Source organism: Coleofasciculus sp. E2-BRE-01, from assembly GCF_040221695.1.
Lineage (GTDB): Bacteria > Cyanobacteriota > Cyanobacteriia > Cyanobacteriales > Coleofasciculaceae > Coleofasciculus.
Genome location: NZ_JAVKEA010000173.1, coordinates 1 through 21553, shown reverse-complemented (window position 1 = coordinate 21553; position 21553 = coordinate 1). Strand labels below are relative to the sequence as shown.

The window sequence follows — 21553 nt, the reverse complement described above, 5'->3', positions numbered from 1 at the left end:
GTTTAGGGACTAATATTGATTGTTATCCCTAGCTTGGCTGCAAAACCCGCCCCAACCAAATGACATAAGACAAATGACAAATGACATAAGACAAAGGACAAATGACGAATCAATTTAAATCAGCGGTTGTCGCGTCTAAGTTAACGACAGCTTGTATAAAATTTGACAAATACCTGGCGAAACTAAATCGCACGCCTCTAACTGAAATTCGTCAAAAACTACGACAGGAACTTAATACCTATCGCCATCAGGGAATGCTGAGTGTTGTCGTAGTTGGACAATATGGCGCGGGAAAATCCACCCTAATTTCGGCGTTGACAGGGCGACGGGATATTGCTATTCATTCCGATATTACAACGGATCAGATCAGCCGTTACAATTGGCAGGGAATTGAGGTCATTGATACCCCTGGACTCTTTACAGAACGACAGGATCATGATGAAATAACCTATAGTGCGATCGCGAAGGCGGATTTGTTGATTTTTTGTCTCACCTCGATGCTGTTTGACGCGATAACAGTGGAAAATTTTAAGCAGTTAGCCTACCGTCAAGGTTATCGCTGGAAAATGATGCTGGTGATTAATAAAATGTCCGAGGAAGCGGGTGAGGAACGGGAAAAAATGGCGAACTATCGCCGCAGTTTAGCTGAAGCTTTACATCCCTATAACCTGGATGAGTTTCCCTTATGTTTTATCGATGCAAAGGACTACTGTGAAGGAATCGATTCTGGGGATAAATTTCTCAGAGACGTGAGTCGTTTTTCCACATTCATTGATACCTTGGATACCTTTGTCGAACAACGAGGGTATTTGACTCGCTTTGATACGCCGATTCGCATCGCTTTAAGCTGTGTGGATGACGCGCAGTTGCATATCAGTCGTACTACCCCCCAAGACACCATATTCTTAGAACTACTTACCCGCCTAACTCGTAGTCTACACCAAGAACGCGATCGCCTGCGAACTAAAATTCAGGGGATAATTCTGCGCCTATCTGCTGCGATTACTCAAGAAGGCGATATCCTGCAAGTAGCCTTGGGTAGTCACCTGAACTTTGAACAATTGACTCAGCGGACTGAACTGAATATCCAAAAGCATTATGAACAAGCTGGCGAAAAAATAACCAATATCCTAAACCATGCGATGATATCCCTACACCAAACTATCTCGACAATACTAAAAGGAAATCTGGTGCAAATTTTACTGGAATCGTGGGAACAGGCTAAACAGGATAATCACAATTCTGGTAACTCTAAAAAGGCACAACGCATCCATCATCAATTGCATTGGCTGAAAACCTTTAGGGATACCGTTAAGATGATGTCAGAAAACTATCCCCAAAATTTAGCCGAGTTTCAAGTTAAACCTTGGCAGTCGGTAGAAGCGATGACTCCAATTATCCATATTTCCCACTTCTTAAGTTCGGCAACGATCATTTTCTCGGAAAAACCTGAACCGGATACTGGGGAATACTCAGCAGATAGAGAAAAGCAAATGAACGATATTATCCGTTATATTACCAGTCAATTTCAGGCAATTGCTAAACATCTAGAGAATCAAATTAATGCTCAACTCTGGACTGTAGAACAACAAACCTATCGAAAAATTGAGCAAAAGATTGGCGTCAGACGTCAGCAGGAACTAGACGCGATCGCGGGTTCTAACAAAGACGTAAAACAATTAGCTGAAATTCGTCGTGACTTTGAGCGAATTTTGCAGTATATTAGCAAAGCGACAGCCAATTCATCGGTTTTTCTGGGAACAGGTGATGAGAAAGGTAGAAGGGAAGAAGGATAGAAGGCTTATCATGGAGTTGAAAACATTTTCTATTTATGCCAAAAACCCAGAAAAGGGTCAACAGGTCAAGAGCCAAGTTGAGAAACAAGGCTTTAAATATTCGGAGACTTTTCCTGATTTTATAATTACCGTAGGAGGAGACGGAACTTATCTAGAAGCGGAACGAATAAAACCCGGAATTCCCAAGTTACTGGTTAAAGACAGTCTGGTTTGCTTCAAGTGTCATAATGAACCCTTGGATGAGATGTTGGCAATGATTCAGGCGGAAAAAAGTCAGTTTAAGGAGATTATTAAACTCGAAGCGATTCATGACAAGGGTCGATTATTAGCCGTGAATGATATTCTCCTGAGAAACGAAAACCCTATCCATGCCATCCGATTTAAGGTAAGTTTGAATCAAGACGAAGTTGATTCCAATCTGATTGGGGATGGTGTAGTTGTCGCTACTCCTTTTGGCGCTACTGGCTATTATCGTTCTGTAACCCGCAGCACATTTAGTCAGGGGATAAGCTGTTCGGCATTTAAACCTTAATGTCAATAATGGTGAAATCCTTGTAGTGCGAGCATCTTGCTCGCTACTAATACCCAATTTAAATGCATGACAGCTTAGGTGTGGCGTTTAACAATCCGACTCAGGAAAAACAACCCTTGTTGTTAGATGAAACTGATGAACTGAGTCTAGAAATCACGCGGGAAGTGGGACAGTTAGTAGCGGACAATAATCCTACGATAGTGAATGTTAATCCCGGAGATAAAATTATTATTCGCAAAGCCTCAGAGGTGGGACTATTGGTGTCTCATAATGATTAATAACGTTGAATTAATTTTTATACAATAATTTACCTCATTTTTACGTAAAGAAATTGGGGCAATTATCGCGGTTGGTTGTAGGGGCGAGTCGCTGCTCATCGTAGGCGGTGTTAGAATTAACCTGTCTCGACTCGCCCTTGTCTAAATGTAGGCGGTGTCGCGGTGTCAGATAATTATTGATACCGGATGCAGGGCGACCCGATAAGATTAATTAGTTACGAAAAATATTGACAACCGTAGGGGCGGGTTTAGGGAATCAATTTAGCTATTTAGAACTAACTGAATAACGAAACCCGCCCTGCCTCACCAATAATACCAAATCCGCGTTTATAACCTGCTTTTGCCATGGTGATTAAAGCTGATTTTGGGTTACCAAAGAAGAAACGGTTTTGACCTGTATTCTTAGAAAAGCGAGATGGCTGACCGATTTGTCAGGCAACATCCGGTGATAAATGTTAATGTCGCATGGTTAACATGCAAAATTGTCATTTGTGTGCGGATTATGTATCCTAAGTAACGAGATGAATTGGGTAGTCCCCATAGATTATAGGGATGAAGGATGAGATATGAGAGCCTGGAACTCAAGTTCCGGCTCAAAGCTAAAACCCGTTGAAACGGGTTCAATGACTGACCGAGTAAGCTCGATTCTTACCCCTTAAGTTAGTGCTATTAATCAATCTAAATGAATGTGACATTTGAGGGAATGGACTATAAATTAATTGAAATGAATGGTTTTATTGAATGATCATGAATCAACCCAACTATCTTGGTAAAGTCTATTTAGTCGGCGCGGGTCCTGGAGACCCCGGATTATTTACCCTCAAAGGTAAAACATTGTTAGAACATGCCGATGTGGTGATTTACGACGCTTTAGTCAGTACGCCAATTTTGGCAATGATTAATCCCAATGCCGAAAAAATTAATGGCGGAAAACGGCGGGGGCGTCATTCCTTACCCCAGGAACAAACCACACAGTTACTGATTGAAAAAGCCAAAACAAATGCCGTTGTAGTGCGTCTTAAAGGGGGTGATCCCTTTGTTTTTGGGCGCGGCGGTGAAGAAATGGAGGATTTAATCCGGGCGGGTGTATCGGTGGAAGTTGTTCCGGGTATCACCTCTGGGATTGCCGCACCTGCATACATAGGAATTCCCTTAACCCATCGCCAGTATAGTTCATCCGTGACCTTTGTCACCGGACACGAAGCGGTGGGTAAGTATCGCCCTGAAGTTAATTGGCAGGCGATCGCACAGGGAAGTGAAACGATTGTAATCTATATGGGGGTGCATAATCTGGGCAATATCGTGGCGCAAGTTATCGCGGCGGGACGTTCTCCAGACACCCCGGTGGCTTTAATTCGCTGGGGAACCACACCGCAGCAAGACTACTTGATTGGTACTCTGGCCACCATTGTGCAGCAAGTGGACGCCACTGGATTTGAAGCCCCTGCGATCGCGGTTATTGGTGATGTGATTAATCTACAGCAAATTTTGAGTTCCTGCCAACCTATAATTCTTGGTTAGGATCAGTGAGAAATCGTTCACGACTATTACTTCTCCGTGGAAATAAGTAGGTTGGTGGAAATAAACCCAACCATGTTAAGTTAGGTAAATAATTCTCAAACCCTTACAAAGGACGTAGCTTGCTTCTCGCTTGCGCGAGTATGACGAATGACGATCACTACCGTTAACTTCAATTGTCCCCACCTACTTAGATGGTCAATTCCGGGTCATCCACACCCAAAAACAGATTAATGCGCTGGTGGGAGTCCCTCACTCCCCCATCCCGGTTATTAGTCATCGCCTTGGCTGCACCCTTGGCGGTGTTGAATGTATGGGCATTTTCGGAAATTTTCGCCTATTTCCAATCCCTACTGGTCACAATATTAGTGGCTTCGCTGTTAGCCTTCTTGTTGAACTATCCGGTAAGCTGGTTAGAAACTCTGGGCATTAAACGAGGATTAGCCGCGTTATTTGTATTTTTAGTCGCCCTATTGCTGTTGTTCGCGATTGGTGTAACTTTATTTCCCCTAGTTCTTACTCAAGCCCAACAATTGGTGAGTCGTTTACCCGAATGGTTCGATTCCGGGCGGCGTCAGCTTATCATGCTGGATCACAGGCTGGAAGATTTAGGTTTACCGATTAGCCTGGATGGCTTAATTATTCAAATTAATGATCGACTGAAGGGACAACTGCAAGTTATTGCCTCTCAAACCTTGAACATAACTTTAAATTTAGCGGTGTTTACGGTAACGAAGGTTCTGGATGTATTATTAACCATTATTTCCACATTTTATTTACTCCAGCATGGTCGGGAAGTCTGGCGTAGTTTAATTGAATGGTTACCCACGAAACTCCAGAAGTCGGCGTCGAATACTCTACGCTTAAGCTTCCAAAACTACTTTATCGGACAGATTATTATTGCCACTTGTATGGCGTCGGGGTTAATTTCGCTATTTGTGTTACTCAAGGTTCCGTTTGGTTTGCTATTTGGGTTTACAATTGGAGTTATGGCACTGGTTCCCTTTGGCGGTTCTGTGGGGATAGCTTTAGTGACGCTACTTGTAGCATTGCGAGATATTGGTTTAGGGGTTCAGGTATTAGCAGTGGCGGTGGTTTTTCAGCAACTTGTGGAAAATTTATTAGCGCCAAGAATTTTTGGTAGTGTGACGGGATTAAATCCGTTTTGGGTGTTTATTTCTCTGTTAATTGGTGTTCGGGTGGGGGGATTATTGGGGGTGATTGTGGCGGTACCAACGGCTGTTGTGATTAAAGAGGCTTTGTTTGAGATAAGAAAGGCGAGAAAAGACCGGAATATGGAGGTGACTCCATCGGCTGAGTTTACGCCCTAAGAAACCGCCGAGCACCATTGTAGAGACGTTGCATGCAACGTCTCTACATAAATGATGTGTCCTAACCGCTATGGCGGTTGCTATACATTGGATACTTCATTGAATGGTTATTCGCCTCTATTAAATGCCGCCTAACCCACCCTACGGGATTGAGCAATTTTTCCAGGATAAATATACCTTAATTAGGGTACACATTGGTAATTAGGGCGCACGTCATTCAATAAAGGGCGCACGTCTATGCGCCCCTACGAACTTGCTTTTGTTGCTGTTTCTGCTGTAAAAATTCGGCAAAATCACAGACTTCGGCAACTAAATCATCGGATAAAGTATCCAGAACTGCTGTCAACTGTTCCCGAACTCCCATAATTTCACGAGCCGATTTAACCAAGTGCAACTGATTCGGATAAACTGTTTCTACGCCAAGAGTTTCCATAAAAGCATCAGGTTCATCTTGATGAGTTGGGATAAAGCCACCGCCCCTCACCCCCCGCACCCTTTGCTCAAACCCGATACATTTTGTTAACCTATCGTAGGGGCGGGTTTAGTTGCATTTTGGTGCAAAAGAAACGATAATAATCAAACCCGCCCCTACAGACGGATCAAGATGCGCCGCCGATGTGGATATTTCGCACCCGCACTGGGACACAAGCATGGGTCATTTGGGCGATTTGCATGGGTTCACCTTTACCGCATAAATTCGTCCCGCATTGTTGCCATTCAGATTTAGGTCCGATCGCGTCTACACTGTTCCAGAAGTCGGTGGTCATAGAATGATAGGTGACATCCTTTAACATTCCTACTACTTTCCCCTTTTCCACCTTCCAAAAGGCATCACCACCAAACTGAAAATTGCGCCGTTGCTGATCAATAGAAAAACTGCCAATGCCATCAATTAAAATACCATCTTCGGTATCGGCAATCATTTCGGCTAATGTCGCCGTATGACTTCCCCCCTCGACTCCCGGTTCTAAGCCTAGATTGGGAATGCGTACCATCGGTACACTTGACCAACTATCGGCAAAGGCGCTACCATTACTACTGCCTCGCCCCAATCGATAGGCGGTTTCGCGATCCGTTAAATAATCAACTAAAATTCCATCCTTGACAACGTACCACTCTTGTGATGGTACGCCCTCGTCATCATACCCCATGGTACTGCGTCCACCAGGTTGGGTGCGATCGGCTTTGAAATTGACCCAAGGTGCGGCATACTGGAGTTTCCCTAATTTATCAGTGGTGGCGAAACTGGTGCCAGCAAAGTTGGCTTCATAGCCGTATACTCGATCTAATTCTGTGGGATGTCCGACGGATTCATGAATCGTTAGCCACAGGTTTGTCGGTTTCAGAATGAGCGTGGTGCGAATACCAGAGGGACTTTTCGGTGCATGGACTTTTTCAATCGCCTCTTCCGCCACCCGTTCCACTTGAGAAAGTAAATCCGCTCGGATAACATGCTCATAGCCCTTATTCATCGGCGGGCGTTCATAGCTGCGATTTTGAGCATCTCCATTCGCGATCGCAGTACAGCCAAATCCAGGATAGGTTCGATACAGCGTTTGGTGAATCAGCGAACCTTCCGTCGAAGCAAAGGTCTTATCTTCTTTGGTAAATTGTAAATAAGAATACGCCTTTTTAATCCCCTGTTTGCCATAACTCAGCAGTTGGTCATTAATGTGCAACAGTAAATCGGCTTTCTCAGTAATCGGGATACTAAAGGGGTCAATATCCATCGGAGTGACGTAGGTATCCTGATAGGCGGCGACAGGAACCAGTTGCACCCGTGTTTGCTGAGACAGGCGACTCCCCTTGGCAATTTCCACCGCTAACGTAACCAGGCGTTCCACCTCTGCTGGCGTTTTATAGGGACTCGCCGCAAATCCCCACGCCCCATCCAGTAACACCCGCACACCAAAGCCAGCACTAACATTATCACAGAGTTGACTCAGAGAGCGATCGCGGGCATAAAGATTTTGATGGCGGTAGGTGCAAAATCGGACATCGCCGTATTCACAGCCAGCTTGACGAATTAAATCAATCGCCAGTTGAGCCAAATCCGTTGCAGTGGTGGTTGGGGTGAGTGCTTGTACCATCGTCTATTGTTAAAATCCATTGACTTATGTTAAATGTATGGTATCGGACTGAAAACCGCTATATTCATCTCTGGCAATCGACAAATTAATCTTCATATCCGACTCAATTTTCTTACCCCCTTCACCCACCGATTTAGTCGTCGCGATCGCACCGGAAATTGGGGCAGCATAACGGGGTAAAGCGCAAGCCACGAGGGGAATATGGCGATCCGTGACAACAACACCTTGATTCGGATCATAGCCTTGCCAGCCTGCACCGGGTAAGTAAATCTCTACCCAAGCATGAAGATATCGTTGCGATCGTTCTAGATTACCCTCCTGATATCCACTGACAAACCGTGCGCCTAATCCCATCACCCGACAAACGTCCATGAATAGTACCGCTAAATCGCGACAAGATCCGCGCTTTAAGTCCCAGGTTTTACGGGGAGACCGAGGCGCACCTTTTTCCCGATATTGGGGTTTACAATGGCTGTAGAGATGTTGGTTGAGTGTTTTGACAAAGTTAACGGTATCGCCATTAACTTGATCGTAAATATCCTGGGCTAATTGCTTGATCGAATTCCCGGAGGTAGGGTCATAAAATTGCTGATAAGGCTGTAACTGAGAGAACCAGTAGTCGGGGTATGTAATCGGTAATTGAGTCGCCCAGGATTCCAGTGGAATGGTATCGGGATTAGTTCGACAGGTTTCCACAACGGATGTAGCGCTGATCGTTAATTGTTCGGTACTGGTATTAAATAAAAGTTTCGCGATCGCATTCCCATCAAGTTCGATTATCTCAGCGATTTTCTCCGGTTTGGGTTCAATCTCCAATGTAAAGGAATGCAGTTGCTGAGTCCCGTCACAGCGGGGACGTAGCCTGATGATATGGGGTTTTAAAATAACGGGCTGATTATAGGTATAGGTTGTGGTGTGGTAAATTTTATAACGCACGATAATTTAATCTCCCCTGCTCATCTAGACGTGCCATGGCACGTCTCTACATGGCTCCCTCACTATACAGGTTCTACCGCACAAAATGTTTTCGAGATTTGGTTACCGACTTGATTAATTTCGATTTGCATTTGGTTTAAAAATTCATGCAAGCCATTCTCAAAAACATCTTCTATCGTCAAATATCCGAGTTGAGAACACAAGCGCCCTAACCCCCGTTCGGCTGGGTTGCACCAGGTTCCACGGGGGGTGCTAGTAATTTGATGCAATGATTGTTCCGCTTGCGCTAGGCAGAAGTGAATTGAGCGGGGGAACTGGCGGTTTAAAATTAGAAATTCGGCGACACCGTTAGGAGTAATCCGATGCTGAGACTTGCGATACATCTCATAAGCACTGGCAGATTTCAGCAGTGCCATCCATTGAATTTGATCCAATGGCGTTCCTACCCACTGTACTGAAGGAAGTAACACAAAATACTTCACATCGAGAATTCGGGTTGTTTTATCTGCCCGTTCTAATAATCTACCCAGTTGCCCAAAATGCCACCCCTCATTGTGCGTCATCGTGGCATCCATAACCCCAGCAAAGCGATGGCTAGCCAGTTTGACTTGGGTGAAAAAATCAGGCAATGTTCCCAATGTTCCTGCTTGAGACGCCTCTTTAACCATCAGGAAAAATTGATTAACCTCTTCCCACATTTCGGAGGAGATTACTTCCCGAACCGAACGGGCATTCTCGCGAGCCAGTTGGAGTACCGATAAAATTGAATTGGGATAGTTCGAGTCAAATGTGAGGAAGTGGATAACATTGTCCGAGGTAGCCTCGCCATAGCGTTCTTGGAATACATCTCGATCCCCCGTTGTAATCACCAAGGGTTCCCATTGCTGAGTCACTCCTGGGGGCATATCCAGCATGGAATTTAAGTTAACATCCACAAATCGGGCAATATTTTCTGCCCGTTCGATATAGCGATTGAGCCAATAGATAGAATCAGCAACCCGACTTAGCATAAATTAGTCCTTTGTCCTTTGTCATTTGTCCTTTGTCATTTGTCCTTTGTCATTTGTCCTTTGTCATTTGTCATTTGTCATTTGTCCTTTGTCCTTTGTCATTCGTCATTTGTCATTTGTCATTCGTCCTTCGTCATTTGTCCTTTGTGGTGTTGAGTTTGTTGTGTTGAGGAAGTTATTAACAAAGGACTAGCTTTGGAACAGTGTAATTCATGAGTGATTCAGCACCCACGTATCTTTACTTCCGCCCCCTTGGGATGAATTCACCACCAGAGAACCCTTTCTCAACGCCACACGGGTTAATCCACCGGGATGAACATAAATGTCGTCTCCCCGATGCAAAATATAAGGGCGCAAATCGACATGTCGTCCTTCTACCTGATGATCAATCAAGGTTGGCACTCGCGACAAACAAAGGATCGGTTGGGCGATATAATTGCGAGGATTAGCTTTAATTCGTTCCGCAAACTCCGCCCGTTCTACCTCAGTGGAACTCGAACCCACTAACATACCATACCCCCCCGACTCATTGGCAGACTTAACCACGACGTTTTCTAAATTATTCAAGACATAATTTCGGTCTTGTTCTTGCCAACATAAATAGGTGGGAACATTGGATAAGATTGGTTCTTCTCCCAGGTAATAACGAATCATTTCGGGGACATAAGCATAGACAACCTTATCATCCGCTACGCCTGTTCCGGGTGCATTAGCTAAGGCGACTCGCCCTTGACGATAAACGTCCATCAATCCGGGTACACCTAAGAGGGAATCCGGACGAAAAACTTGAGGATCTAAAAAGTCATCATCCACACGACGATACACCACATCCACGCGCCGCAATCCTTTCGTCGTTCGCATTTGCAAATAGCCATCCACGACGACTAAATCCCGACCTTCAACCAGTTCCACCCCCATTTGCTGGGCTAAAAAGGAATGTTCAAAGTAGGCTGAATTGTAAATACCGGGAGTTAGGACAACAACAGTAGGATCAGGAAGTTGAGGTGGTGCTAAATTGAGCAGCGTTTCTAGCAAGTGGCTAGGATAATCGTCCACGGGTTGAATTGCCAGGGTTTGGAAGATTTCCGGGAATGTACTTTTCATCACCCGCCGATTTTCCAGGACGTAGGAGATGCCCGAAGGTACACGCAGGTTATCTTCTAGAACATACCACTGACCCTCGCGATCGCGCACCAAATCAGTTCCGGTAATGTGACACCAGACATCGCTGGGCGGCTTTAAGCCGATGCAAGGCTTGAGAAATCCCGTTGCCGAAAACACAACTTCGTGGGGGATTTTACCATCGTTGAGAATACGCTGTTCCCCATACATATCGTTGAGGAAGAGGTTCAGCGCTTGAATCCGTTGTTTGAGTCCACCCTCTAAGGTTTGCCATTCCTGAGCCGAGATAATCCGGGGAATGATATCAAAGGGAAATACTCGTTCAATACCCTGATTATCACTATAAACACTGAAGGTTACGCCTAACTTGAGCAGAGCAACTTCAGCCGTTTCCCGGTGTCGCTGGAGTTCATCAGGGCGTAATCCCTGCATCCATTGAATCAGGGCAGCGGCTGATGGTCGTGGCTGCCCTTTGGCTGAAAACAGCTCATCATAGAAGTCTTCTGGATTGTAGAGATCCCATTGTACTGCCACGTTTACTACACCCCTCCTCCTTGATGTACACCCTACGTATTCCAAGATTGGTCGAAATTGGATCTAGAACTGTAGTGAATATTACCGTTTGCCCAGAGTGCAGGTAAAGATGTTCTCGAAAATCACCCCTTCAGGCATATAACTTTCTCTCCCCCAGCTTCCCCAGCTCCCTCTGCTTCCCCAGCTTCCCCAGCTTCCCCAGCTTCCCCAGCTCCCCTATCTTCCCCAGCTTCCCCAGCTCCCTCTGCTTCCCCAGCTTCCCCAGCTCCCCCAGCTCCCCCAGCTCTCCCTTGTGCCTGCCTTAACTGTTAATGGTAGGCAATGGGGGTGGCGACTCTAACCGCAGTGGCGCAAAATACCGACTCTTAACCACACTGGTTGGTTTCCAGGGTGGATGCCAATAGACCTCTTGAATCACCGCTTTAGCATCATCCGGTGACCATTGGAAACTGACAACGCTAATGTTATTACAGCCAACAATTTCGTCACCCTCTTGTAGCCAGCGATTTCGCCATAACCATGATAGGGAACCGACTAAAAGCTTTCGCCATAGAGGTGACTTCTGGTGTGATTCTGGCTGAGGATGTCGCTTCAGCCAAGGAACAGATTCCGCTTTTTGGCGTTTACTCCACTCTGTTCGATACCGCCAGTCGGGTTGCGATCGCTCCTCCTTGAGGGCGACTTGCCACGCGATGTCCCAATTACCTTGAGCAACCTGGATTTGCTGCCAAAAGGGTCCTTGACTGGGGACTGGCACATCTTGGATTCTCACTTTACCGGGAGTGGCGATAATTTCCACCAGTGGCGGCGGTGTCTGCCATCCCACCCAATATTCCGGTTGTTCTAATGCCAGTGATTTAACTTTGGTATGAACTAAATAGGTCTTCAACTCAGCATTTTTGATTGAACTGGAGGTTAACTGTACCAACACCGATGCCGAGTTATGATTGTCTCTCTCTTCAGCTTCCCAGACGTAGCCTGCTGCGTGTCTCTGGAGTTTCCCACGCGGATTTGACCAATAGTTGAGACGAACCACGTAGCCATAGTGAATATCCCCCGACAGCAACACGATGCGATCGCGTCGCTGAAATAGCGCGGTTAATAGCTTACTAAAGGCGACATCGTGAAAGTTCCACGAATCCCCCACATCTGTACCAAATACTTTACCCTGATGCCAATGCCACCGTTGGGCGATATCCACTAACGACGCATGGATCAGGTTGGTTGGTAAAACAATTAATGTGGCTTCAATCCTCGACTTGCCCGCTGCTTTTAGCTGATCGGTTTTGTCCAGAGGATCTTCAATCTGCTGATCAAAAGCTGTCGGGGATAATAGCATCGGCGGCGCGATCGCCTGATCCTCTCCCATGGGAAAACCGCGCCACGTCCGCGTATCTAATACAATAACTTCGTGCTTAAAACTCCTAACGCTATAGTGCCAGGTTAAAGTGGGAGTACCATCTGAATTATTCCGATTCAGAATTAAAACCGCTCCATCCTGTTTCAATTTCGGCAATCCTGTTTCTGCGTCAATGTCAGGCACTCCTAAATACTGTCCCATCACTTCCCAGGCGGATGCATCTGTCCCGGCTGATTCTGACCATTGTTGCAATGCTTGCAAGAATTTTTCTCCCGGTTGTCCCGAGGTAAACTGTTCTGGTGTATTTCCCCACGCCTGACACAAGGCATAAGCTAATAGTCCATTTTGGATGATCTGTCTGCCCAGAGGTTTACCTAAAACTCGGTTGCACCACTCCCGATTCAAATACCAATCATCGCTAATATCGTGGTCATCAAAAACCATATAAGTTGGCACATTCGCCAGCGCTCGCCTGACTTGCCACAAATACCTGGAAAAGTCCTGAATCGCATCAACTTCCTCATCCCATGATTTCGACTTTTTCCCCCTTGTCTTGCCTTTGGTAAAGGGATTCACCCACAGGATTGGTGACAAAGACAACAGATACATCGCCAAATATTCACCCAAACTAAATAGATGGCTTTTAGAGCGTTCAGGTTGATTTTCCAACATCGCCGTTAAGCCAGCATAATTTCGGGCAATTTCTGTGCGCTGTCCCGGTTTCCATTCACTCACTTTTTTCCAGGAATACCCCTTGACAAAATCACCTTTATAGGGCAATTCTTCCTCCCAACCGAGTAACGTATTCCCGATATCGCTGAGGGCGGCTAACAGGGGATCAGCGACATCATCGGCGTAAATTTGGTCTCCGGTTAAAAAGAGTTGATGCGGTCTATGATTAGGTTGATCGGCTGACTGTTCGATTAAACCATCCAGCAGGGGTAAGGCATCTAGTCCCTTCCCGTGGGCTTTGCGACAGGAACCGTGAACGATCCGCAGATGATTTAAATCATCCGGCGGCATGGCAAATGTGGGCAGATTGTGGTCTAAATAGCTAACGGTGATGAAGGGAAAAACGTCTCTGGCGTTGAGGGCATCATTGAGGGTTTGATTGCGATCGCCAAATTCCAAATCGTAGGCATAAATTTGTCCCGGTTCAAGTAAGTATCCATCAACGGGTTTAGCCGTTACCGCGACAATATGCAGGTATTTGCCCACAGCGACAGTGGCGCGTGATCCAGTCAACTGTTCCCGATCAATGCTTTTACCCTGACCGTCGATAGTGGTATACACTCTAAGTGTGACCGAACTAGACGCTTTCAATGCCAGCCAAACCGTGACGCTATCAGGATCAGTACGCCGCAAGATGGGACCTGCCAAAATGAGCGGCAGGTGTGTCAGTTGTTGCTGAAAATCGCTGTAGGCGTCGATCAAGGGCAAAGCCAAAGGGGTGAAGAATGAGTTGTCATGCAGACTTCATACTACCAAAAAATACTCAGATGTTTTTGACAACCTCCCTGGAAATACTCTACTGAAATGCCCTCATTAAATAGCAATTCGATCAGGATTAATCAACTGCTGACGGCTCTACCCGATCAGGAATACCAGCGCCTCGTTCCTCACCTCGAAGAAGTCTCTCTGATATTAGGACAAATTCTTTATCAACCTGGAGAACCAATTCTCCACGTCTATTTTCCCAATCGGGCAATGGTTTCGTTAGTCACCCTCTTGACAAACGGTTCAACAACTGAAGTTGGCATGGTAGGGAAGGAGGGAATGGTTGGTATTCCTGTATTTCTGGCGGATGGGATAGCAATCAACCAAGCCGTTGTGCAACTCGAAGGCACCGGGATGAAAATGGACACTTCGATTCTCAAAAGCGAGTTTGATCGAGGGGGGAGATTGCAACGATTGCTCCTGTGCTACACTCAAACCCTATTAAATCAGGTAAGTCAAACGGCGGCTTGCAATCGCCAGCATCGGCTAGAACAACGGCTGGCTCGGTGGTTACTCTCTGCTCAGGATAGTATTTCTGGCTCTGAGTTGCGACTCACTCAAGAATTTCTGGGCAATATGCTGGGAACCCGTCGGGCTACGGTGACAGTCGCGGCGGGCAAGCTTCAGGAAACAGGTGCAATTCACTCTCACCGAGGAAAAATTACCATTCTCAATCGGGAACTCCTGGAAACTATAGCGTGTGAATGTTACAGGGTTGTCAAGCACGAGTGCGATCGCTTACTGTATCCCCCAAATGGCGATCGGTGATGTCATTTGTCATTCGTCATACTCGCTTTCGCGAGAAGCAAGCTACGTCATTTGTCATTCGTCTTATGTCATTTGTCTTATGTGATAATTAAACGGTTAGGGCGGGGCGGGTTTAGTTATATCAGGGTGAAAACGAAACGTTAGTGGTAAAACCCGCCCCTACAAAAGATGTTTCATCGGAACGTCTCAGCTTCCCCTGCTTCCCCTGCTTCCCCTGCTTCCCCAGCTTCCCCAGCTCCCAGACGTAGCATGCTACGTCTCTACATTGCTCCCTCAGCCCTGCCCCTGTACGCTACCGTACCGACGAATACTCTTCATTGTGTAATGCTTGAACAGCAAAAGGTCTAATTCAATCTTTGCCAGCATAGGCGATCGCTGTTGAATCAACAAAAGCTAGGCAACACCAATGAACCATAATTTCAAAAATAGGCGGATTTTAGTTGTAGATCACAATGCCGATTCCAGAGAATTACTCAGCATCATTTTTGAGCAAGAAGAAGCCAATGTTCTGACTGTTACTAGCGCTAAGGAAGCTTTAGAGGTATTTGAGGATTTTCAACCGGATATTCTACTATGTGAGCTACTTCTGCCAGGAGAAGATGGCTATTGGCTGATCCGTCAAATCAGAGGCTTAGAGACAAAAGTAGGGTATCATGTCACCGCGATCGCGGTGACGGTAGCAGCGACTGAGCCATATCGCCAACTCGCCCTAGCCACAGGGTTTGACAGCCATATTGCGAAACCGCTCAAGGTTGATGATTTATTAGCGATCGCGGCTATCCTTGAGCAGGGTAAATTTTGTCCCCAATTGGCACAATAACCGAAGACGCATTGAAATTGTAATTGTATAGGATGCAATCAGGTAGAATGTAACTCGTCTTAACCAGGAGATGAGAGAGAAAGGCTTTGGTGATGAACGATTTATTAAAAGGCATCAATGTCTATCTGATTGGCATGATGGGTGTCGGTAAAACTACCGTAGGGCAACGATTGGCAAAAGAACTCGGCTATCGTTTTGTAGACACAGATTTCCTGATTGAACAAGTAGCAGGACAAACCATTAACCAGATTTTTGCTGACAGGGGGGAGGACGAATTTCGCCAGGTAGAAGCTCAAGTCTTGTCAGAAGTATCCGCTTACACTAACTTAACTGTTGCTACAGGTGGTGGCATTGTACTCAAACAGATGAATTGGAGTTATCTACACCAAGGTTTAATTGTCTGGTTAGATGCACCTGTAGACCTATTAATACAGCGTCTGCAAGATGATACGACACGCCCCTTATTACAAACAACTGATCCAACAGCAGCCCTGCAAAATTTACTTGACAAACGGCGTCTTATGTATGCAGAAGCCGATCTTCACATTCCAATTAGTGGAAGAGATACACCGGAATTCATTACATCACAGATAATGGCAGCAATTCCTTCAGTTCTTAAATAAAATTAAAGGAGTAGGTTGGGTCGAGGGACGAGACCCAACAAACAAAAACTTGATGTAAATCTGTTGGGTTTCACTTTGTTCAATCCAACCTACAAAAAATTATAACGAATCAACTATTCCCATTTGTTTAGGATATCTTTGATTAAAACTTCTTTTAAGCAAACCTGAGCTACGACAACAATGGGAAGCGCCAAGAACAAGCCAAAGATCCCAAAAAATATAGCAAAAGCCATCTGAGACAACAACGTAACCGCTGGCAGCAAAGAAACCTGTTTTTGCATAACCAGCGGGGTTAAAATATTACTTTCAATTTGCTGAATTACTATATACAAAATCACAACCGCTACAGCTTTCCAAGGCGTATCAAGTAAAGCCAATGCTACGGGCGGAATTACACTTAAAGTCGGACCCAAATTGGGGATAAATGTGAATATACCCGCTAACAAACCATTCGCTAGGGGCAATTGTACCTGCAAAATCCATAACCCCAGCCCACTCAATATAGCAATTACCGTCATATTAAAGAGGATACCGACTGCCCAACCTCCCAGAGTATCTTCACATTCATCGAGAATCTCCTTAATTCGGCGGCGATAAAAGGCAGGAAAGAGGAGGATAAAACCCTGGCGGTAGGGTTCAGGATTGGCGAGTAACATAATGGTGACAACCACAACTAACAACATGTTCAAGACTACGCCAATTGAACTATAGAATATATCAAAAAAGTTGCCAAAGAGTTTGGTTGCCCATGAACGCAGATTTTGAGTAAAAACATTCAAGCCGCCAATATCCTCTAAAAGTCCATCGGGAACCAAATTCCTTACCCAGTTTGCCCAGTCAGGAATTTGTTGTAACCCAATCGGAACTAAATCGATCAATTGCTGAACTTGATCAACAAAGGGGGGAACAACCAGGACAAAAAAACCACTCAGTAATCCTAGACAAAACCCCACAGATATAACGATAGCGAAAGCGCGTTTGAGCCGAAAGCGGAGCAAAAATCGCACCAGACGGTTAAGTGTAGTGGCAAAAACTACGGCAGCAAAGCCGAGCAAAATAACCGTTTTGATTTTCCACAAAATGTAAACTGAGAGGATAAATAAGAATAATCCCAGCAATGAACCTATACGCACAAACTTGCCTCCACTCAAGGGTTAGGTTAACCTTACATCTTGCACGTTTATCAGTAAGCCCCGACACCCGCTAATTTCCACCAACCTACTTAATTGTAGGCAAAGAAGCGCTATGGGCTTCTTCTACGCAGAAGGAGAGATACTTGGCTCTGGGAGTGGTGATAGCACCCCGATGTTGGTGGTAGAAATGTCAGTATTGCTCAAACTCTAACTTTCCATAGACGATAAACTTGCCTCGGTATGCTTTGCTAAGGTATAACCGTTAATCAATAATAATGCTTTATGACATCCACTTCACTAACAAAACCAGCAATTGCTACCTTGGTACTGACAAACGCTGTAGAAAAAACAGGTGAACCAATCGAAGGACAGTTGCTTGAACAACGGCACAAATTATGGCATCTACTTCAAGATAGATTTCCCACAACGGCAAATGAGATAGAACTAACTGAGCAACAGCCATTAAATGGCAATCAAGCGGCTCGCATTACCCAACATATAGAAGAAGTCACCAAAACCGACTCAGAGGTTGCTCAAAGCGTCCAAGCTATAGCGGATACCGTACAGTCTCAACCCAAGAGCCTCGATAAATTCACGAAGATAGCTCAAGACATTAAGATGGGAGTACAGGATCAAATTGCTAATAAAACCAACTTAGATTTATCTTAGTTTCGCAAGAAGTTTCCTCATCAGTTGTCAGTTGTCAGTTATCAGTTGTCACCGACTTAGCACGAATGGCACGCTCAATAAGCATTAGGGAATCACCGACACCTTTGATATACCGTAGTGGCGTGGCACACCTTATTTGATGAATTAGAATTGGTTCGTAGTGAGGGCTTCCGCCCTCTCCAGCTAAGCGTTATAGCACTCTTCGTGCTTACTACAAACAAAACCCTATTTTAGCTGTGCCACGCCGCCATCGTGGGTTTCGACTTCGCTCAACCTACCAACCTTAAGTCAGTACCATTCGCCTTAGCACTGCTTATTGATCACTGTTCACTGATCACTGTTTACTGACTTTACATAGGAGGATAAGCTGTTCGGCATTTAAACCTTAATATCAATAATGGGGAAATCCTTGTAGTGCGAGCATCTTGCTCGCTACTAATACCCAATTTAAATGCATGACAGCTTAACTCGAATCACGTTATACAGTCACCTGAGTTTTCCGATTCTCTGTATAGACTTTTAACTTCTCCTCCCGTGCCAAAAACTCCGCCAACTGTCCCTCAATTTGATCCCGGACAATATGACGATATTCCATAAAATGCTCGTTGTGAGCGCAAACAATTAAATAATGCTCCCAAACCGCTGGATTGCGCCGAATCATACTAAATAAATGATGCCAAAACTTCCAGCGTGTTTTCCGTTTCAGCCCCTGTCGCCAACACACAATTGCCACTGCCTTTAAATCTACCCAACTCGGCAATTTAAACGGGGGTTTACACTTGGGTTCTCCGAGTTTCAGGAAATACCGATACACCCGATCTAAATATTGCTCCGGCTCATATAACTGCCAAAACGCCTCGACATATTCCCGTGCAATCTCTTCTAAAGGGCGAGTGGGGATAAAATTCATTAACGTGGTTTGGTTAATATTGCCATCTTTGCCCCGGAGTCGCCCCTCCTTATCTAACCGATGCCACAATGCTGTATTCGGTAAAGCTTGCAACATAGCAAAGGTTGTAGTCGGAATTCCTGTCTGTTCAGCAAACCGGACAATCCGCGAACCCGCACCAGATTTTTCGCCATCAAAACCGACAATAAAACCAGCAATCACCCGCAATCCTGCCGCAGTAATAATATCCACGGATTCAGCCAACGAACTGCGGGTATTTTGGAATTTCTTGGTCAACTGTAAACTATCCTCATCGGGTGTTTCAATTCCCAGAAACACGGCATCAAAATAGCACTCGACCATTAATTGCATCAGTTCGGGGTCTTGTGCCAAGTCAACTGAGGCTTCGGTATTAAATCGGAAAGGATACTGGTGTGCTTCTTGCCAAACTTTTAATTCTTTCAGCAATAACTTGACATTCCGCTTATTGCCAATGAAATTATCATCAACCATAAACACACCCCGCCGCCATCCCAGTTCATAGAGATAGTCTAATTCTGCCAATAACTGGGCGGGTGTTTTCGTCCGGGGCTTGCGTCCATAGAGGACAATAATATCGCAAAATTCACATTGAAACGGACAACCGCGCGAGAATTGCACCGACATTGAATCATAAGCATCCAATTCCAATAAATCAAACCGAGGAATTGGCGTGGTTGTCACATCCGGTTTTTGCCCATTGGAACGGAATATGCCTGTCTCATCTCCCCGTTGAATCGCCTCGACAAACAGGGGTAACGTAATTTCGCCTTCGTCTAAGATCAGGTAATCAGCCCCCGCTTCCTGCACCCCATCGGGAACAGAGGTGGGGAAAGGACCCCCACAAGCCACCCGTTTCCCTCGCCGTTTGGCTTCCCGGATTTGTGCCAGTAAATCCCCTTTTTGGACAATCATCGCTGAAAGAATCACAATATCCGCCCATTCCCATTCCGCTTCGGTGACGGCTCGGATATTGCGATCCACCAGTTTAAATTCCCACGTCTGTGGTAAAATAGCCGCAACAGTGACCAACCCTAAAGGAGGCAGCAAAACTTTGCGATCGACTAATTCTAATATTTTTTCATAAGACCAGAATGTCTTGGGAAAGAGGGGATAGACGAGCAATGCTTTCATATTAGAACTAAATTACCTAAAATTTGGCATCGGATAATAGTACACGTTTTAGCACAAATATCCGGTATCCGGTTAAAGTAACAAATCCAACCTCATGAATTTCGAGTGAGTGCTTTTACCCCCTAAAGCAAACTTGCCAGGTGATAACTTATCGTTTCTCAAATTCTACAAAACCTTCCCTCAAAACCTCTCAAATCCTCTGCGCCCCTCTGCGTACCCCTCTGCGTACCTCTGCGTTGAAAAAATATAATCTTCACTCCATCATGCCAACCTCTGACCTAAAAATAGTCTCCCTACTCCCCAGCGCCACCGAAATAGTCGCCGCCTTAGGCTTAACCGATGCAATTGTCGGGCGATCGCACGAATGCGACTATCCTCCCGACATCCAAAGCCGCCCCATTTGTACCGAAGCGCGACTGAATGCCGAAAAACCCAGCGCCCAAATTGACCGGGATGTGCGTCGCTTAGTCAAGGACGCCCTGAGCATCTACCAAATTAAAACCGATATCCTGGAACAATTACAACCCACCCACATTGTTACTCAAGATCAATGTGATGTCTGTGCGGTGAATTTTCCAGAAGTCGAGAAAGCGGTTGCTGAACTCACCCACAGTCAGCCGAAAGTGATTTCCTTGCAGCCGAATCAATTAAGCGAGGTGTGGGCAGATATTGAACGAGTAGCGGCTACATTAGGCGTAGACGCGCAACCCTTGCTGAATCAACTCCAATCTCGTGTGGACACCATTCAGCAAATGACACAGAACCTCTCCCTCGCCAATCAACCCACAGTTGCCGCGATCGAATGGACTGATCCGTTAATGGCTAGCGGTAACTGGATTCCCGAATTAGTCGATATGGCTGGGGGTCATCACTTATTTGCCGCCTTGGGGAAGCATTCGCCGTACTTAGAATGGGATGCACTGCTGAAAACTGACCCCCAAGTGATGATTATTATGCCCTGTGGTTTCGATTTAGAGCGAACCCGTCAGGAAACCCAGCAGTTAACTCAGCGTCCAGAATGGTCAGAGTTACAGGCGGTACGAAATAAGAGAGTCTATATTACCGATGGCAATGCTTATTTTAATCGTCCCGGACCCCGATTAGTGGATTCGTTAGAAATTTTGGCAGAAATCCTGCATCCAGAATCATTTAATTTTGGGTATCGCGGAAAGGCTTGGGAAATTTTTTAGTGTTGAGTGTTGACCCTTCGCTTCCTTCAAGGGAACCTGATTTGTAGGGGCGGGTTTAGGGACTTCGCGCCAGCTATTGATGATAACGTTGGTTCAAAACCCGCCCCCCGCGCCCCCCCCGCCCCCCCCCCCCCCCCCCCCCCCCCCGCCCCCCCCCCCCCCCCCCCCCCCCGCCCCCCCCCCCCCCCCCCCCCCCCCCCCCCCCCCCCCCCCCCCCCCCCCCCCCCCCCCCCGCCCCCCCCGCCGCCCACACCCCCCCCCCCCCCCCCGCCCCCCCCCCACCG

General features: G+C 46.0%; 18 protein-coding genes. 10 read left to right on the top strand and 8 right to left on the bottom strand.

Annotation, left to right across the window (positions count from 1 at the left end; genetic code table 11):
- Positions 1-101: 101 nt before the first annotated feature.
- From RIG66_RS21230 to RIG66_RS21210, 5 genes are all read left to right on the top strand, one after another.
- Positions 102-1796 (top strand): GTPase, encoded by a 1695-nt coding sequence (locus RIG66_RS21230; RefSeq protein WP_446380722.1) that lies wholly within the window; start codon positions 102-104, stop codon positions 1794-1796.
- Complete coding sequence (locus RIG66_RS21225) at positions 1768-2328, top strand: hypothetical protein (protein ID WP_446380729.1); 561 nt, start codon at positions 1768-1770, stop codon at positions 2326-2328. Before RIG66_RS21230 ends, RIG66_RS21225 begins: the two co-directional genes overlap by 29 nt.
- 62 nt (positions 2329-2390) lie before the next feature.
- Complete coding sequence (locus RIG66_RS21220; protein WP_446380721.1) at positions 2391-2606, top strand: hypothetical protein; 216 nt, start codon at positions 2391-2393, stop codon at positions 2604-2606.
- A 747-nt stretch (positions 2607-3353) separates the two neighbouring features.
- Complete coding sequence (cobA, locus tag RIG66_RS21215; RefSeq protein ID WP_446380720.1) at positions 3354-4127, top strand: uroporphyrinogen-III C-methyltransferase; 774 nt, start codon at positions 3354-3356, stop codon at positions 4125-4127.
- A 191-nt stretch (positions 4128-4318) separates the two neighbouring features.
- On the top strand, positions 4319-5455 hold the full coding sequence (locus tag RIG66_RS21210) for an AI-2E family transporter (RefSeq protein WP_446380719.1): 1137 nt from the start codon (positions 4319-4321) through the stop codon (positions 5453-5455).
- Positions 5456-5690: 235 nt separating this feature from the next.
- Here the strand turns inward: RIG66_RS21210 and RIG66_RS21205 are convergent, their stop codons facing one another.
- The 6 genes from RIG66_RS21205 to RIG66_RS21180 all read right to left on the bottom strand — a co-directional run bounded on the left by RIG66_RS21205 (position 5691) and on the right by RIG66_RS21180 (position 13887).
- On the bottom strand, positions 5691-5939 hold the full coding sequence (locus RIG66_RS21205; RefSeq protein WP_446380718.1) for a DUF2281 domain-containing protein: 249 nt from the start codon (positions 5937-5939) through the stop codon (positions 5691-5693).
- Positions 5940-6054: 115 nt separating this feature from the next.
- Positions 6055-7545: a TldD/PmbA family protein gene (locus RIG66_RS21200; RefSeq protein ID WP_446380717.1), complete on the bottom strand. Its 1491-nt coding sequence runs from the start codon at positions 7543-7545 to the stop codon at positions 6055-6057.
- 24 nt (positions 7546-7569) lie between these two features.
- The gene (locus RIG66_RS21195; RefSeq protein WP_446380716.1) at positions 7570-8481 is read right to left on the bottom strand and encodes a transglutaminase family protein; all 912 of its coding nucleotides are present in this window, start codon (positions 8479-8481) and stop codon (positions 7570-7572) included.
- Positions 8482-8543: 62 nt separating this feature from the next.
- A complete protein-coding gene (locus tag RIG66_RS21190) occupies positions 8544-9491 on the bottom strand; it encodes an alpha-E domain-containing protein (protein WP_446380715.1) in 948 nt (315 codons plus the stop codon).
- 210 nt (positions 9492-9701) lie between these two features.
- Entirely contained in the window at positions 9702-11147 is a 1446-nt protein-coding gene (locus RIG66_RS21185) for a circularly permuted type 2 ATP-grasp protein (RefSeq protein WP_446380714.1), read from the bottom strand.
- A gap of 301 nt (positions 11148-11448) precedes the next feature.
- Complete coding sequence (locus RIG66_RS21180; protein ID WP_446380713.1) at positions 11449-13887, bottom strand: PhoD-like phosphatase; 2439 nt, start codon at positions 13885-13887, stop codon at positions 11449-11451.
- A gap of 156 nt (positions 13888-14043) precedes the next feature.
- Here RIG66_RS21180 and RIG66_RS21175 point away from each other — a divergent pair, with 156 nt between their 5' ends.
- The 3 genes from RIG66_RS21175 to RIG66_RS21165 all read left to right on the top strand — a co-directional run bounded on the left by RIG66_RS21175 (position 14044) and on the right by RIG66_RS21165 (position 16215).
- Positions 14044-14772 carry a Crp/Fnr family transcriptional regulator gene (locus tag RIG66_RS21175; protein WP_446380712.1) on the top strand — a complete coding sequence of 243 codons (729 nt, stop codon included), beginning with the start codon at positions 14044-14046 and terminating at the stop codon, positions 14770-14772.
- 406 nt (positions 14773-15178) lie between these two features.
- Positions 15179-15592, top strand: coding sequence for a response regulator (locus tag RIG66_RS21170; RefSeq protein WP_446380711.1), 414 nt, complete (start codon positions 15179-15181; stop codon positions 15590-15592).
- A 92-nt stretch (positions 15593-15684) separates the two neighbouring features.
- Positions 15685-16215, top strand: coding sequence for a shikimate kinase (locus tag RIG66_RS21165; protein WP_446380710.1), 531 nt, complete (start codon positions 15685-15687; stop codon positions 16213-16215).
- A 113-nt stretch (positions 16216-16328) separates the two neighbouring features.
- Here RIG66_RS21165 and RIG66_RS21160 read toward each other — a convergent pair whose 3' ends face one another.
- Positions 16329-17348 (bottom strand): AI-2E family transporter, encoded by a 1020-nt coding sequence (locus tag RIG66_RS21160; RefSeq protein ID WP_446380709.1) that lies wholly within the window; start codon positions 17346-17348, stop codon positions 16329-16331.
- Between the two features lie 282 nt (positions 17349-17630).
- Between RIG66_RS21160 and RIG66_RS21155 the strand changes: the two genes are divergently transcribed.
- Complete coding sequence (locus tag RIG66_RS21155) at positions 17631-18017, top strand: hypothetical protein (RefSeq protein ID WP_446380708.1); 387 nt, start codon at positions 17631-17633, stop codon at positions 18015-18017.
- Positions 18018-18495: 478 nt separating this feature from the next.
- Here RIG66_RS21155 and RIG66_RS21150 read toward each other — a convergent pair whose 3' ends face one another.
- Positions 18496-20079: a B12-binding domain-containing radical SAM protein gene (locus RIG66_RS21150; RefSeq protein WP_446380707.1), complete on the bottom strand. Its 1584-nt coding sequence runs from the start codon at positions 20077-20079 to the stop codon at positions 18496-18498.
- Between the two features lie 263 nt (positions 20080-20342).
- On the opposite strand from RIG66_RS21150, the gene RIG66_RS21145 reads away from it, so the two are divergent.
- Positions 20343-21269 carry a cobalamin-binding protein gene (locus tag RIG66_RS21145; RefSeq protein ID WP_446380706.1) on the top strand — a complete coding sequence of 309 codons (927 nt, stop codon included), beginning with the start codon at positions 20343-20345 and terminating at the stop codon, positions 21267-21269.
- Positions 21270-21553 lie beyond the last annotated feature (284 nt).